The 14094-nt window shown below is 66.3% G+C and carries 12 protein-coding genes and 3 pseudogenes; 10 read left to right on the top strand and 5 right to left on the bottom strand.

The annotated features are described in order from the left end of the window. The first annotated feature begins 17 nt into the window (after positions 1 to 17). From TY25_RS00070 to TY25_RS00055, 4 genes are all read left to right on the top strand, one after another. Positions 18 to 1580 (top strand): circularly permuted type 2 ATP-grasp protein, encoded by a 1563-nt coding sequence (locus tag TY25_RS00070; RefSeq protein WP_042253243.1) that lies wholly within the window; start codon positions 18 to 20, stop codon positions 1578 to 1580. Beyond that, a complete protein-coding gene (locus TY25_RS00065) occupies positions 1580 to 2551 on the top strand; it encodes an alpha-E domain-containing protein (protein ID WP_042253205.1) in 972 nt (323 codons plus the stop codon). Before TY25_RS00070 ends, TY25_RS00065 begins: the two co-directional genes overlap by 1 nt. Further along, positions 2548 to 3390: a transglutaminase family protein gene (locus TY25_RS00060; RefSeq protein ID WP_042253204.1), complete on the top strand. Its 843-nt coding sequence runs from the start codon at positions 2548 to 2550 to the stop codon at positions 3388 to 3390. Before TY25_RS00065 ends, TY25_RS00060 begins: the two co-directional genes overlap by 4 nt. Positions 3391 to 3484: 94 nt before the next feature. Beyond that, positions 3485 to 4273 (top strand): aquaporin, encoded by a 789-nt coding sequence (locus TY25_RS00055; RefSeq protein WP_042253242.1) that lies wholly within the window; start codon positions 3485 to 3487, stop codon positions 4271 to 4273. 40 nt (positions 4274 to 4313) lie between these two features. Here TY25_RS00055 and TY25_RS00050 read toward each other — a convergent pair whose 3' ends face one another. Further along, positions 4314 to 4865: a type II toxin-antitoxin system PemK/MazF family toxin gene (locus tag TY25_RS00050; protein ID WP_014982689.1), complete on the bottom strand. Its 552-nt coding sequence runs from the start codon at positions 4863 to 4865 to the stop codon at positions 4314 to 4316. Between the two features lie 353 nt (positions 4866 to 5218). Here TY25_RS00050 and TY25_RS43780 point away from each other — a divergent pair. After that, positions 5219 to 5479, top strand: a pseudogene (locus TY25_RS43780) (IS5/IS1182 family transposase); the annotation flags it as partial. 633 nt (positions 5480 to 6112) lie between these two features. Here TY25_RS43780 and TY25_RS42310 read toward each other — a convergent pair. Further along, complete coding sequence (locus TY25_RS42310) at positions 6113 to 6403, bottom strand: hypothetical protein (RefSeq protein WP_146154055.1); 291 nt, start codon at positions 6401 to 6403, stop codon at positions 6113 to 6115. 579 nt (positions 6404 to 6982) lie between these two features. Between TY25_RS42310 and TY25_RS41325 the strand changes: the two are divergent. The 4 genes and pseudogenes from TY25_RS41325 to lepA form a co-directional block, all read left to right on the top strand. Beyond that, positions 6983 to 7323 (top strand): annotated as a pseudogene (locus TY25_RS41325) (transposase); the annotation flags it as partial. Beyond that, a complete protein-coding gene (locus tag TY25_RS44375; RefSeq protein ID WP_081868584.1) occupies positions 7247 to 7516 on the top strand; it encodes a helix-turn-helix domain-containing protein in 270 nt (89 codons plus the stop codon). The pseudogene TY25_RS41325 and the gene TY25_RS44375, both read left to right, overlap by 77 nt. A gap of 170 nt (positions 7517 to 7686) precedes the next feature. After that, the gene (locus TY25_RS42305) at positions 7687 to 8277 is read left to right on the top strand and encodes a hypothetical protein (RefSeq protein WP_146154054.1); all 591 of its coding nucleotides are present in this window, start codon (positions 7687 to 7689) and stop codon (positions 8275 to 8277) included. Positions 8278 to 8412: 135 nt separating this feature from the next. Beyond that, positions 8413 to 10275, top strand: coding sequence for a translation elongation factor 4 (gene lepA / locus TY25_RS00025; RefSeq protein WP_370466225.1), 1863 nt, complete (start codon positions 8413 to 8415; stop codon positions 10273 to 10275). Between the two features lie 4 nt (positions 10276 to 10279). Here the strand turns inward: lepA and TY25_RS00020 are convergent, their stop codons facing one another. From TY25_RS00020 to TY25_RS00010, 3 genes are read right to left on the bottom strand one after another with little or no spacing between them, the layout of a single operon-like run. After that, positions 10280 to 11605 (bottom strand): sensor histidine kinase, encoded by a 1326-nt coding sequence (locus TY25_RS00020; protein WP_042253200.1) that lies wholly within the window; start codon positions 11603 to 11605, stop codon positions 10280 to 10282. After that, complete coding sequence (locus tag TY25_RS00015; RefSeq protein WP_042253199.1) at positions 11602 to 12294, bottom strand: response regulator transcription factor; 693 nt, start codon at positions 12292 to 12294, stop codon at positions 11602 to 11604. Before TY25_RS00015 ends, TY25_RS00020 begins: the two co-directional genes overlap by 4 nt. Before the next feature lie 22 nt (positions 12295 to 12316). Next, positions 12317 to 12724 (bottom strand): hypothetical protein, encoded by a 408-nt coding sequence (locus TY25_RS00010; RefSeq protein WP_042253198.1) that lies wholly within the window; start codon positions 12722 to 12724, stop codon positions 12317 to 12319. Positions 12725 to 13105: 381 nt separating this feature from the next. On the opposite strand from TY25_RS00010, the pseudogene TY25_RS00005 reads away from it, so the two are divergent. Further along, a pseudogene (locus tag TY25_RS00005) lies at positions 13106 to 14094 on the top strand (hypothetical protein); the annotation flags it as partial.

The following is a 14094-nucleotide window of genomic DNA, read 5'->3' as shown; positions in this document are numbered from 1 at the left end:
CCGCCGCGTTCGACGAGATGTTCGACGGCTCCGGTCGCGTCCGCCAGCCCTATCGAGGGCTGTTCGCCGCCCTCGACCCGATCGATGTGTCCGATCTGGCGGCCCGCTCGGCCGCCCTGGACCGGGCCTTCATCGACCAGGGCATCACCTTCTCGCTGTCCGGCCAGGAACGGCCGTTCCCGCTGGATCTGGTGCCGCGCGTGATCGCGGCGGCGGAGTGGGCGAAGCTCGAGCGCGGCATCAAACAGCGGGTCGTCGCCCTCGAACTGTTTCTCGCCGACGTCTACGGCGAACAGAACATCCTGCGCGACGAGGTGATCCCGAAACGACTCGTCACCTCGTGCCAGCACTTCCATCGCGAAGCGGCCGGCCTGATCCCGCCGAACGGGGTGCGCATCCACGTGGCGGGCATCGACCTCATCCGTGACGAGCGCGGCGATTTCCGGGTGCTGGAAGACAATCTGCGTTCGCCGTCCGGGGTTTCGTACGTCATGGAGAACCGGCGCACCATGGCGCGGGTCTTTCCGGATCTGTTCTCCTCGCATCGGGTGCGCGCGGTCGGCGACTATCCCGGGCATCTGCTGGCGGCGCTGCGTGCCTCGGCCGCACCGAACGAAGCCGATCCGACGGTGGTCGTGCTGACTCCCGGGGTCTACAACTCGGCGTACTTCGAGCACTCGCTGCTGGCCCGGCAGATGGGCGTGGAACTGGTCGAGGGCCGCGACCTGTTCTGCCGCGACAACGTCGTCTACATGCGCACCACGGCCGGGGAGCGGCAGGTCGACGTGATCTACCGGCGGATCGACGACACCTTTCTCGATCCGATGCACTTCCGGCCGGATTCGGTGCTCGGCGTCGCGGGACTGCTCAACGCCGCGCGGGCGGGCAATGTCGTCATCTCCAGTGCGGTGGGCAACGGGGTCGGCGACGACAAACTGATCTACGCCTACGTGCCGACGATCATCGAGTACTACCTCAACGAGAAACCGGTGCTGCCCAACGTCGACACCTACCGCTGCTGGCTCGACGACGAGCGCGACGAGGTGCTCGACCGGATCGCGGAGCTGGTGGTCAAGCCGGTCGAGGGCTCGGGCGGCTACGGCATCGTGATCGGGCCCGACGCCACTCAGCGGGAACTGGAGGCCTCGCGCCGACGGATCAAGGCGGACCCGCGCGGCTGGGTGGCGCAGCCGGTGGTGCAGTTGTCCACCGTGCCGACCAAGATCGGCAACGAGCTGGTGCCGCGGCACGTGGATCTGCGTCCCTTCGCGGTCAACGACGGCGACGAGGTGTGGGTATTGCCCGGCGGGCTCACCCGGGTGGCGCTGCCCGATGGCTCGCTGGTGGTCAATTCGAGCCAGGGCGGCGGCAGCAAGGACACCTGGGTGCTGTCCGGGCGGGACTCCCTGGCCGATCGGGAACTCGCGGGCGCGGAACTGGTCAGCGATCCGCCGCAATCGGATTCGCGCGAAGTGGGCCGCGACCTGACCGCCGCGCAGGCGAATCAGCAACAGCAGCAACAACAACAGGAACAGCGGCAATCGCGGCAGGGGCAGCGGCACCGGACGGTGAGCCCCTGATGCTGGCACGCAACGCGGAATCCCTGTACTGGATCGGACGTTACGTCGAGCGCGCCGACGACACCGCGCGCATCCTCGACGTCGCGGTACACCAGTTGCTCGAAGACGCGACCGTCGACCCGGACCGCACGTCACGGGTGCTGCTGCGGGTGCTCGGCATCGAGCCGCCGGACGGCACCCTGGATGTCTGGTCGGTCACCGACCTGGTCGCGTTCAGCCACGACGGCGGCTCGATCATCGACTCGATTGTCAACGCCCGCGAGAATGCCAGGGGCGCAAGGGAAGTCACCTCCAGCGAGATGTGGGAGTGCCTGAACGCCACCTATATCGGGCTGGCCGTCGCGGAGAAGGCGGCGCGCAGTCTCGGGCCGCACGAGTTCTTCCACTACGTGCAGGACCGCGCCGCCATGTTCGCCGGCCTGTCGGACTCCACGCTCAGCCGCGATGACGGCTACCGGTTCCTGCTGCTCGGCCGCTCCATCGAGCGGGTGGACATGACTGTGCGGCTGCTGCTTTCCCGCGCGGGCGACCGCACCTCCTCACCCGCGTGGGTGACCGTCCTGCGTTCGGCGGGCGCGCACGACACCTACCTGCGCACGCACCGCGGTGCGCTGGACGCCAACCTCGTGGCCGAATTCATCCTGCTGGACCGGCTTTTCCCGCGTTCGGTGTTCCATTCGGTGCGGGTGGCCGAAGCCTGCCTCGCAGAACTGGACCAGCGGCCGAGCAGCCGCGTCGGCGCCCGGCACGAAGCCCAGCGACTACTCGGCCGGGCGCGCAGCGAGCTCGAATTCCTGCCGCCCGGTGTGCTTTTGGAGGATTTGCAGAACCGGTTGCTGTCGCTGCAGAAGACCTGCCGGGAAGTGAGTGAAGCGATCGCATTGCAGTACTTCCATGCGGCCCCGTGGGTGGCGTGGACCGATCTGCGTAGCAGTCGAGACGACAATATGCAGGTCGAGGGGGAGCTATGAGCTGGCGAATTCGGGTGGTGCACACCACCGGTTACGTCTACGACGCGCCCGTGACGCGCTCGTTCAACGAAGCCAGGCTGACGCCGCGCGCCGACAGCAGGCAGAACGTGATCCTCAACCGGGTGGAAACCGTGCCCTCCACCCGCTCCTATCGCTACACCGACTACTGGGGCAGCGCGGTCACCGCGTTCGACCTGCACGCTCCGCACACCGAATTGGAGGTCACCGGCTCCTCGGTGGTGGAGACCGAGCCGTTCGCCGGACCGGCCGAGGAGCTGGACTGGGACGAGCTGCGCGCCGGGCACATCGCCGACCGCTTCGACGAAATGCTCGCACCCACCGTGTTCGTGCCGGGCGACCGCAAGCTGGCAGGCATCGCCCGCCAGTTGGCCAAGGGGCTGCCGCCCGCGAAAGCCGTTGTGCGCGCGGCGGAATGGGTGCATCGAGAGATGACCTACCTCGCGGGCACCACGTCCGTGCACACGTCCGCGGTGCAGGCGTTCGCCGATCGGCAAGGGGTCTGCCAGGATTACGCCCACCTGACCCTGGTGCTGTTGCGCAGCATGGGCATTCCCAGTCGCTACGTCTCCGGCTACCTGCACCCCGACCCGGCCGCCGAGATCGGCGTGACGGTGGAGGGACAGTCGCACGCCTGGATCGAAGCCTGGACCGGGATGTGGTGGGGCTACGACCCGACCAACAACATCGCGATCAACGAGCAGCACATCTCGGTCGGCGTCGGCCGCGATTACGCGGATGTGCCGCCGCTGAAAGGCATCTTCTCCGGCGGTGGCTCCACGGATCTCGAGGTCGTTGTAGAGATCACTCGTCTCGCGTAGCGTCCGGGTAACACCGTTGATCTTGAACGGCTCTGTTTTCGAAGCGGCACCACGGTTGGCACTGGCTACTCGTTGAACGCGGAAGGTGGAACAGATGTCTCCAACGGCTCAAGAAGTTGTCGAGGAAGTCGCCGAACTAGGGCCGATTCCCGAATCCAAGAAGTTCGGGGCGGAGGCGCTGGGTACCTTCGTCCTGGTGATCGGCGGTGTCGGAACGGCGGTGCTGGCGGGGGACCGGGTCGGCGCGCTCGGTGTGGCGCTCGCCTTCGGGCTCACGCTGCTGTTCCTGGTCTACGCCATCGGGCCGATCTCCGGCTGTCACGTCAATCCCGCGGTGACCCTCGGTCACCTGCTGCTCGGCCGGATCGGCGCGGTCACCGCGGCCGGCTACTGGATCGCACAGTTGATCGGTGGTTTCCTCGCCGGACTCGTGCTGTTCGCGCTGGCGAAGAACCTGCCGTCCTACGATCGGGCCGCGGCCGGGCTCGGTGCCAACGGGTGGGGACGGCACAGCCCGTCGGCGCAGACCGGGCCGCTCGGTGAGGTGGTCCTGCAGAACGGCTACGGCATGGCCGCGATGATCATCATCGAGGTGATGCTCACCGCGCTGCTGGTCTTCGTGGTACTCGCCTCTACCGACCAGCTCTCCGACGTGCCACTGGCCGGCCTGTCGATCGGCGTGACCCTGGCCGTCATCCACCTGATCTCGATTCCGGTGGACAACACCTCGGTGAACCCGGCCCGCAGCCTCGCCGTCGCGCCCTACCAGGACGGTGCCATGGGTCAGGTCTGGGCGTTCGTGGTGTTCCCGCTCGTCGGCGGCGCGCTCGGCGCGCTGCTCTACGGGCTGCTGTTCGGCCGCTCGCGCAACCTGTTGTCCTGACCGCTGATCGCCGGGCCCGGCCGGGCCCGGCGACTTCGGTTCAGTGCCAGGCGTATTCGGCGCACAGACGATGCGCGACCAGGTCGAAGGTCTTGCGCGGCAGGATGGCTCCTTCGCGGCGGATGCCGTCCTCGGGGACGTCGAGCACGCGGTCCAGCCGGACCCAGCTCGGCCGGCCTTCGGCATCCCAGCTGCCGCTGCCGATGCCGACCCAGTTGCGGTCGAAGGCGCGGTCCGCCTTCGAGGACAGCATCAGGCCGAGCAGCGTCCTGCGGTCGCGGCCGACCACCAGCACCGGGCGATCCTTCCCGTTGGCCGGATCCTCCTCGTACGGCACCCAGGTCCACACGATCTCACCGGGATCGGCGCGCCCGTCCAGCTGCGGCGAGTACACGATCTGCCGCGCCCGTTCGGCGGTCGGCACCGGCGTCGACGCGGTCGGCCGCACCCGCACCGGACGTGTCCCACGCTGGGTCAGCGAACCGACCAGACGCTCCACCAACTTCGGTCCCTGCTGCCGGACGATCCTGGGACCCTGCTCCTTCGCGATGATGCCGAGCTGCTTGCCGAGGGAGTTCCAACTTCGGGCCATCTTCGCAATATAACGGCGTACGCCGCGCTTCTCATCCGTGCCGCACCGTCGTCGAACGGCTGGAATTCGTCGATATGGGCTTGCAATACCGGATCGGCTGCTCGCGGTCGAATGAAGCCCCTCGTGACCAGGGCTGTGTCGGCAACCGAGACCACCCGGTCACTTATAGCGTTAGGGCATCGAATGTGTGAGCGCTCACGACAGGCGGCCATCCAGCTCTTCGAGCCAGGCGTCGAAGTGCGGGCATGGGGAGCGGAGTGCGGCGACGCCGAGGTCGGCGATGGCCAGCGGGCCATCGTTGATTTTTGAATATTGCGGGCAGTTCGTGCGTGCGGTCCCTGGCAGTGCGATCGCGGCGCGGGCCGCGACGACGCAAGCCCGCGAAGCTGCACGCCGACAACGCATATGATGCAAGGCTGCGTCGATGGGTGCGCGACCGGGGCATCATCGTCCGGATCGCCCGCAAGGGCATCGAATCCAGTGAACGCCTCGGCCGCAACCGGTGGGTGATCGAACGCACGAGCCCGTGGCTGACCGGCTACCACCAGCTCAACATCCCGGCCGCCACGCTCACCCGCTTCAGGAAACTGATGAAAGCTAAACCGGCGACATGAGACAACGGTCTCAGGTTCGAGACCTGAATTTCTCAATCGGATAGAGGGGTACGGTGGTAATGAGGACTCCGTACACCGCCAGTAGAACCACAGCGGCGGTGCTTAGCTCCCTGAATGGGTCAGCCAAGATATACGCGAGATAACCTAATGGCGGCAGACATAACAGGGCGCCGCCGCCGCCCCAGTAAAGGAATGTTCTGTTCAGCTGCTTCCTGCGGATCGGATCGGTCTTCAGATGGTCTGGGATGTATTCTCCGTAGCCTTCGGATTCGCTTGTCGCAGTTCCGCGAAACCCTTTCGAGGCAACATAAATCGACCCGAACAGAATTAGTCCATAAATCAGAGCCATAAAAAGCGGACGCATAATTTACCCCTGTAGCCCATCGCTTTGAGGTGCAGGCGGCCGGGAGAGCTATCTCCCGGCAGCCTACACATACTGGATGCTACCTCAGTCCAGTGGAGAGATACCGATTACCAGGGCGACGACTGCGGCAATCGCCTTCTTCTTGACACCTGGTGCCAATGCACTCCAAACCATCCCCACCCCAGCGCCGCTGAAGCAGCCGACTACGGCGTCAACGACGTATTGAGGTTGGTCTCCACCGGTAGCGACGTCCCTGAGAACGTCGACGGCTACGGAAGCCAAAGCCCCTTGGGCGCAGGACTTGACGGCCACGCCGCACTGAAGCTCCATGCGAGGAGTTCTGGATGATTCATGAGATCAGCCGGATTCGGGGTGGGCACAGACTTTCTCGCCGCTGCCTGCCGACCGGCACGGTCTCGTTGTCGCCGCCATTCCTGCGCGGCAAGATCACGAGACGCCTTTAGTGCGCTCTGGCCGATGCGCACGAACTGGTCGCGGATGCGCTTGGTTGCGGAGGTCTGCTGGTCGGCGATCTGTTCCAGTCTGGCAACGGAATTCATGGCTGTGGCTCCTGCTGGCTGCTCTCACTGGCAGCACCGACAGTCGGCAGGATGTTCGAGGCCCGCTCGCTTTCTCGCTGAAAGTGGAAGAACTGGCGGTAGCTCGACCAAGGAAGATTGCATCGGCTGTTCTGTTGCGGAGGAGGGTTAGCGGTTGGGGTGATATCTCAAATGTTGGGGCACCGGTCGGCAGGGGGCCGGCACTTGCAAGCTCTGCGCCTGTGGTGGGCTTCTGGGCGTCGACGGTGGCTGGGAACTCAGTGACTTTGGGGACCTCAGTGGTCACCGGGACTTATTGAAACACGCAGTCTCCCGGGGAAAGCGAACGCGTCACTGCCGCAGACTCCGGCGAATGCCGGTGAGGGTGACCGCGGCCGGTGGCAGCACCGTGATGTCGCCTGTGAGTGTTCCCACCTGGCCTCCTGAAGTCCGAGATCTGTTGTGTTACTTGGTTGGACGCCGCAAGTCGAAGATCGGTTCCATCAATCTCGAGACAGTTGTCGAATCGGACTGAGGCTGGCCCGCGACGTCGCTGCGGCCCGCACCCTGACTACGTCGGTGCGGGGCCGCTGCGGCGGACGCTCCGAGAAGCGGGTCAATTCCCGAAACGGCCACCGCCACCGCAATTTCGATACCTGCATCGGCACGATCGACGTGGCGATCCCCAAGCTGCGCTCGGGCTCCTACTCCCCGGATTGGCTGCTCGAACGGCGCAAACGCGCCGAACGCGCGCTCGCCACCGTAGTGGCGACCTGTTACCTGCTCGGGGTGTCCCCCCGCCGGAGGGAGAAACTCGTCGAATCCCTCGGTGTGACAAAGCTTTCCAAGCCCTCCGGGTATCGATTGTTGCCGCCGAGTTCGACGCTCAGGTCGAGGCGTCTCGCACCCGCCCCCTCGATCAAGGCCCGTGCATGTTCCTCAGAGGCCTGGCTCACAACTGAAGACGTGGCGCGGCGCTTTCAGGTCCCGGTAAAGACAATTGCGGTCTGGGCTTCCACCGGAAACGGGCTACGCTACATCAAGGTTGGTCGGTATCGGCGGTACCGATCGAGCGATATCGACGCGTGGGAGCACGCTCGCCTAACGGCGGAACGAACCCGCAGAGCTGCGTAGCGAGCTCGCGCCACTCTAGAGACCGGAATCCCCTTGTGCGAGATCCAGATACAGCTATCTATGAGTTAATAGTTCGGCATAGACGACCGTTCGGTTTGTCGGCAATGGTTCACGGAGCTCCTCGAATCCGGGCGACTATGAATGCCTATGGCAAGCCGGAGGGGGTAGGAATGGCAAGCATCCAAGTTCGTGAAATCCTAATGGGACCAGGGGTGGCCCAAAAAGAAGGTCAAGAGGTACATCGTTCGTTGGGAGCATTGCAACGGTGTCTCAATTCGAAAACCTTCGACAAGCGCGGTCGCTATGATATCCCTGATCCGGCCGAGTATTTCGAGAGTAAAATCGAAGGCAAGCTCCGATATGGCGAATACATCGACCTGACCTCGGAAGGCGGAACACCGAAGAGTATGCCGAGAAATGGCGGGATCGCGCTCGCACGGAAGGAACATTCAAGGCTCGGCAGCAGTTCATCAATAACCTGGGACCGCTCGCACAAGTTAAGCCTTGCGCAGGTCCAGTGCAGCGATATCTGTGATTGGACAGACCTGTTACTCACTGGGTGTCCCTGGTGTGAGAGAAAACCGATCCAGCTCTCGACGACCTCGTTGTATCTCCAGCACCTGACGACTCTGTTGCAAATCGCCGTTGATGACGGCTTGATCCTCGAGAACGCTGCCAGCAAGTTCAAGCTCGACAAAGACGACTACGAAGAGGGTCTGAAAGGCCCCACGGCCACCGCACCTGTGGCCCGGCCAGGATGATGCGCTGCGAGATGACATGGACGAAGCGCTCCAGGACATTACTGCGCAGCGATGGGATGAGAATGGGATGGCGTCGGACCTGGGAGCGATGGCTGCATAGCCGCATGGGATCATGGACAACGCCGAATCCCCCTTGTGACCAGGAGCCCCGTGCCTAGCTTTGCCGATACGACGTTCACCGATCCGACTCGGATCCGGAACTTCTGCATCATCGCGCACATCGATCACGGCAAGTCGACGCTGGCCGATCGGATGCTGCAACTGACCGGAGTGGTCGAGGACCGGCAGATGCGCGCCCAATATCTGGACCGGATGGATATCGAGCGCGAGCGCGGCATCACCATCAAGGCGCAGAACGTGCGGCTGCCGTGGCAGGTCGACGGCACCGACTACGTGCTGCACCTGATCGACACGCCCGGTCACGTCGACTTCACCTACGAGGTGTCGCGTGCGCTGGAGGCGTGTGAGGGCGCGGTGCTGCTCGTCGACGCGGCCCAGGGCATCGAGGCGCAGACGCTCGCCAACCTCTACCTGGCACTGGACAAGGATCTGACGATCATCCCGGTGCTCAACAAGATCGACCTGCCCGCCGCCGACCCGGACCGCTACGCGAGCGAGATCGCGCACATCATCGGCTGCGAGCCCGACGACGTGCTGCGCGTCTCCGGCAAGACCGGTGTCGGCGTGCCCGAGCTGTTGAACGAGGTCATCAAGCAGGTGCCCGCGCCGGTCGGCGACCCGGACGCGCCGGCCCGCGCGATGATCTTCGACTCGGTCTACGACACCTACCGCGGCGTGGTCACCTACGTCCGCGTGGTGGACGGCAAGATCATTCCGCGCGAGAAGATCAAGATGATGTCCACCGGCGCGCAGCACGAGCTGCTCGAGGTCGGCATCGTCTCGCCGGAACCCAAGGCGACCCAGGGGCTCGGCGTCGGCGAGGTCGGCTACCTGATCACCGGCGTGAAGGACGTGCGCCAGTCGAAGGTCGGCGACACGGTGACGGCCGCGCGCAACGGCGCCACCGAACCGCTCACCGGCTACCGCGAGCCGCGCCCGATGGTGTACTCCGGCCTGTACCCGGTCGACGGTTCGGACTACCCCGACCTGCGCGACGCGCTGGACAAGCTGCAGCTCAACGACGCCGCGCTCACCTACGAGCCGGAAACTTCGGTGGCGCTCGGGTTCGGTTTCCGCTGCGGCTTCCTCGGCCTGCTGCACATGGAGATCACCCGCGAACGCCTGCAACGCGAATTCGACCTGGACCTGATCTCGACCGCGCCCAACGTGGTCTACACGGTGGAGATGGAGGACGGCAGCGAGCACGTCGTCACCAACCCGTCCTACTGGCCGGAGGGCAAGGTCCGGCACGTATTCGAGCCCGTAGTGAAGTGCACGGTCATCTCGCCCAGCGAATTCATCGGCTCGATCATGGAGCTGTGCCAGGGGCGTCGCGGTGAACTCGGCGGCATGGACTACCTGTCCGAGACCCGGGTCGAGCTGCGCTACACCATGCCGATGGCGGAGATCATCTTCGACTTCTTCGACTCGCTGAAGTCGCGCACCCGCGGCTACGCCAGCCTCGACTACGAGGAGTCGGGCGTGCAGGAGTCGTCGCTGGTGAAGGTGGACATCCTGCTGCAAGGCGAGGCCGTCGACGCGTTCAGCGCGATTGTGCACAAGGACGCCGCGCAGGCCTACGGCAACAAGATGACCACCAAGCTGCGCGAGCTCATCCCGCGCCAGCAGTTCGAGGTGCCCATCCAGGCGGCCATCGGCTCGAAGATCATTGCCCGCGAGAACATTCGCGCCATCCGCAAGGACGTGCTCGCCAAGTGCTACGGCGGCGACATCAGCCGCAAGCGCAAACTGCTGGAGAAGCAGAAGGAAGGCAAGAAGCGGATGAAGACGATCGGCCGCGTCGACGTCCCCCAGGAAGCCTTCGTGGCCGCCCTCTCCTCCGACGCCGCCTCCGACAAGCCGAAGGGCCAGAAGTAGGAAGCTAGGTTTTCAGCCGCACCCGCAGGCGGGTGCCGCCTAGGGGGCTCTTGGTGAGTTCGGCTGTGCCGGAGTGGAGTTCGGCTTGTTGGCGGACGAGGGCCAGGCCCAGGCCGGAGCCGGGGGAGCCGGGGCCTTTGACGAAGCGGTCGAAGGCGTTGGGGCAGACGGTTTCCGGGATGCCGGAACCGTTGTCGTCGATCAGGATGTCCACTTCGTCGGCGTGGGGGGCCACGGAGATGGCGATGGTGTCGGCGTGGCCGTGCTGTACGGCGTTCGCGACGGCGTTGGTGACGATGAGCAGGACGCCGCCGGGCAGGCCGGTCACCGTGACGGGCTCGCATTCGGTGAGGGTGATGGCGGCGTCCGGGTAGCGGCGTTGCGCGTCTTGGGTCGCGCGGTCCAGGGTTTCGCACAGGTCGAAGGATTCGAACACGTCGGGCTCGGTTAGTTCGCCGACCGCGAGCCGCTCCAGGTCGGTGAGCGTGTTCTCGATCTGCTGTTCGGCGAAGAGCACCTCGGACAGGATCGCGCCGCGCTGTTCGGCGGGAATCTCCTTGGTGGCCAACACCTGTAGGTCGGTGCGCAGCGCGGTCAGCGGGGTGCGTAGTTCGTGCGCGCAGACGGCGGCGAAGTCGCGCGCACTGGTCAGCGCGCGATTGGTGGCGTGGTGTGCCGCTTCCAGCCTGGTCAGCATGCGGGTGATGGCGTCGGAGAGTTCCTCGGATTCCCGCGCGCCCCGGCCGGACAGCGGCGGCAACTCCTCGAGCGTGTCGATGCCATGGGTGGCGGTGGCGAGGCTGCGCAGCGGGCGCGCGGCGTAACCGGCCAGGAGCCAACCGAGTACGGCCGCGATGAGCGCTCCCGCCACACCGATGCCGAGGCCGATCAGCTGGCTGCGGTGAATGGCGGAGGCGACGACGTCGCGGTTCGGGTCCAGCGAGACGAGCACGCCGGGCAGTCCGTCGACGCGGGTGATCGCCACGTCCGAGGGCAGGTCGTCGCGCCGGATGGTGGTGGCCTCGTCCGGGATGTCGGCCGCGTGCGGCGCTACGGTCGCATACGTCGAAGGGCCCGCGCGTTCCGGCGCGGCAGGCGGCGGCGGTACGGCCGGTCCGGGCGGCCCCGGCGCCGGGAGTGTTTCCGCCGGAACACCGTTCAACGGGGGCGCGACCCGGACCGCCATCGAGGAGACGGTCTCGTCCAACTGCCGCTCGCCGGACGCGTTGAGCAGCGCGGCGAAGGTGATGGTGAGGGTGAGCGCGACGAGCGCGGCGACCACGCCGGACACCACCGCCACCCGGGTACGCAGTGACGGTGACCGTTTCACGGTTGCTCCCGCAGGACGAATCCGACCCCGCGCACCGTGTGCACCACCCGTGCCGCGCCGGGCGCCTCGAGTTTGCGGCGCAGATACGAGACGAAGACGTCGACCACGTTGGTGTCGGTCGGGAAGTCGTAACCCCATACCGCGGAAAGGATCTGCTCGCGGCCGAGCACGATCCCCGGATGGTCGGCGAGCAACGCGAGTACCTCGAATTCTCGTTTGGTCAGGTCGACGGGCTTGCCCGCGGCCAGCACGCGATGCCCGGCCAGGTCGATCTGCACCTGGCCGACCCGCACCGGCGCGCCGGCAGGCTCGGCGGCGCCGACCCGGCGGCGCAGCAGCGCGCGCAGCCGGGCGACGAGTTCGCCGAGGTCGAAAGGTTTGGTGAGGTAGTCGTCGGCGCCGCGTTCCAGGCAGGCGATCCGGTCGGTCACGGCGCTGCGCGCGCTGAGCACGCAGATCGGGATGTCGTTGCCCATCGCGCGCAACGCTGTGACCACGCCTTCACCGTCGAGTGTCGGCATGTTCACGTCCAACACCATGGCGTCGGGCGTCTGGGTGCGGCACATGGTCAGCGCCTCGGCGCCGTCGCTCGCGGTGAGCACCTCGAAGTCGGAAAGTTCCAGCCCGCGTCGCAGCGACGCGAGGACACGAACCTCGTCGTCCACGACCAAGATCCGGTGTCCGGTCATGGATCAACAGTAGTCCCGCAGGTCAGCGCACGCTGGCGGCGACGCAGCCTTCCTCGAGCGGTGCGGTGGCCAGCGGGGGCGTCCCCGGCGCGAGCGGTGCGGTGGCCAGCGGCGGCGTCCCGGGTACGAGCGGGTCGATCGGGGTGGCGGGCACCGCTTCGACCGGGCCCTGACGTTCGATGGTCACCCAGGGGCCGTCCTCGCCCTCGTTCGTGGTGATCACGACCTGTCCGTCCGGATCGTCGATCGACGGGCACACCACGACCTGACCGGGGCCGACCGGCTCGCTCGGGACGCCGGGAGCGGGCGCGGGGACGGCGGGCCGCACGGGCTGCGCCGAGGCGGCACCCGCCATGCCCGCGACCACGGCGGCGGTGAGCGCTGTTCCGCCCAGCACGGCGGCGACGCGGCGTCCGATGAGTGAGGTCATGAGGGGGTCTCCTTCAGCTCGATCCTGTCGACCGGGTGGCTCGACGAGTTCGACGTTAGGTACGGGATCTTCACGAGTCGTTGAGTAACTGTTAGAGAACTCTTAGGTCTGCCGGAATCGCTGGTGCGCCGAGTTCGAACGGGCAGAATCAGTCCTGGTCATCGCCGGTTTTGAAAGCGGCGTACGGTCTGCTCGACCCACTAGAAATAGGGCTTTCGTTCCGCTTTTGGGGATGGCAAGGTTGTGTTGCTCGCCACCGCTGGACTCTCTACAGTCCTGGGTAATGTGACAGTCGGGTTTTCCCGAAATAGTGTTAGGTGATCTTCACTCGGTCCGGCCGGACGCGTGAGGATGGCTGTTGGAACCCGAGATGGAGCTTTCATGACGCGTGACCTGCCCTTCGATGACGATGCCACCGAGGGAGCCGAGCGCACGGGTGACACCGCCTATCGAGTAGCCACCGGCGTCGCGCGCGTTGCCCGCGCGGGCGCCTACGTCACCGGCGGCGCACTGATCGCGGCGAACGGCGGCGGCGTGCCCGCCGCGCCCGGTTCCCGCCTGGACAGCATGAACACCGGCTGGGCGCACAACAGCGACCCGGACTCCGGTGCCCCCTCGCCGGTCATCACGTTTCCGGACCCGGTCATCGAACCCGCGCCGCTGAACCCGCAGCATTCGCCGAATCTGCCGGTCTCGCACGGTAATTCCGGTTTCGACCTGCCCGGCACCGCGGGCGGCGCGAACTTCCCGCTGCCGACGCTGCACGGCGACTACAACGGCACCGACGCCGGGCTGCCCGGCCTGCCCGGCACCGATTCCGGCCACGGCTTCGGCCTGCCGAGCCTGCCGAGCAACGCGGCCTCCTCCGACGGTGTGCCCGGTCTCGGCGGCATCCCCGGCACGGACACGGCCCAGTCCGGCGGACTGCAACTTCCGGGCACGCCCGGCAACGCCCCGAACCACGATCTCGATCTGCCCGGCGGCCAAGGCTTCGGCCTGCCCGGCCACGGGCTCGGTCAGGCGGGCCACGGCTTCGGCCTGCCCGGCGCCAACGGCTTCGTCGCGCCGGGCTCGTTCGATCTGCCCGGCGCGCACCCGATCGCGGGCACCCCCTCGGCCGGAACGCCGACGGGCGACGGTCCGTTCGACGGCGTCGGCGGTGACAACCTCGGCGTCTTCGTCGGCACCTCGTGGCAGGTCGATTTCGGCGTCGGCCCGAACGGCATCTACTTCAACTCCGAGATGAAAGTGGACGTCGGCGTCGGCCAGGTCGGCGACCAGCTCGACAACTTCACCGACTGGCTCGGCAGCGCGCTGCCCGCGCAGTCCGGCGGCGCGCGGTCGGCGACCGATCCGACCGACTCGAACCA

It is taken from the genome of Nocardia brasiliensis NBRC 14402 (genome assembly GCF_000308475.2).
Lineage (GTDB): Bacteria > Actinomycetota > Actinomycetes > Mycobacteriales > Mycobacteriaceae > Nocardia > Nocardia brasiliensis.
This window is presented reverse-complemented; position numbering and strand designations above follow the sequence as displayed.

Bases quoted from the DNA above. Each gene is read 5' to 3' on its own strand.
- TY25_RS00055 (WP_042253242.1), top strand. From the start codon at position 3,485: ATGTCTCCAACGGCTCAAGAAGTTGTCGAGGAAGTCGCCGAACTAGGG.
- TY25_RS00065 (WP_042253205.1), top strand. From the start codon at position 1,580: ATGCTGGCACGCAACGCGGAATCCCTGTACTGGATCGGACGTTACGTC.
- TY25_RS00015 (WP_042253199.1), bottom strand. From the start codon at position 12,294: ATGACCGGACACCGGATCTTGGTCGTGGACGACGAGGTTCGTGTCCTC.
- TY25_RS00050 (WP_014982689.1), bottom strand. From the start codon at position 4,865: ATGGCCCGAAGTTGGAACTCCCTCGGCAAGCAGCTCGGCATCATCGCG.
- TY25_RS42310 (WP_146154055.1), bottom strand. From the start codon at position 6,403: ATGAATTCCGTTGCCAGACTGGAACAGATCGCCGACCAGCAGACCTCC.
- TY25_RS00060 (WP_042253204.1), top strand. From the start codon at position 2,548: ATGAGCTGGCGAATTCGGGTGGTGCACACCACCGGTTACGTCTACGAC.
- TY25_RS42305 (WP_146154054.1), top strand. From the start codon at position 7,687: ATGGCAAGCATCCAAGTTCGTGAAATCCTAATGGGACCAGGGGTGGCC.
- TY25_RS00070 (WP_042253243.1), top strand. From the start codon at position 18: ATGTTCGACGGCTCCGGTCGCGTCCGCCAGCCCTATCGAGGGCTGTTC.
- TY25_RS00010 (WP_042253198.1), bottom strand. From the start codon at position 12,724: ATGACCTCACTCATCGGACGCCGCGTCGCCGCCGTGCTGGGCGGAACA.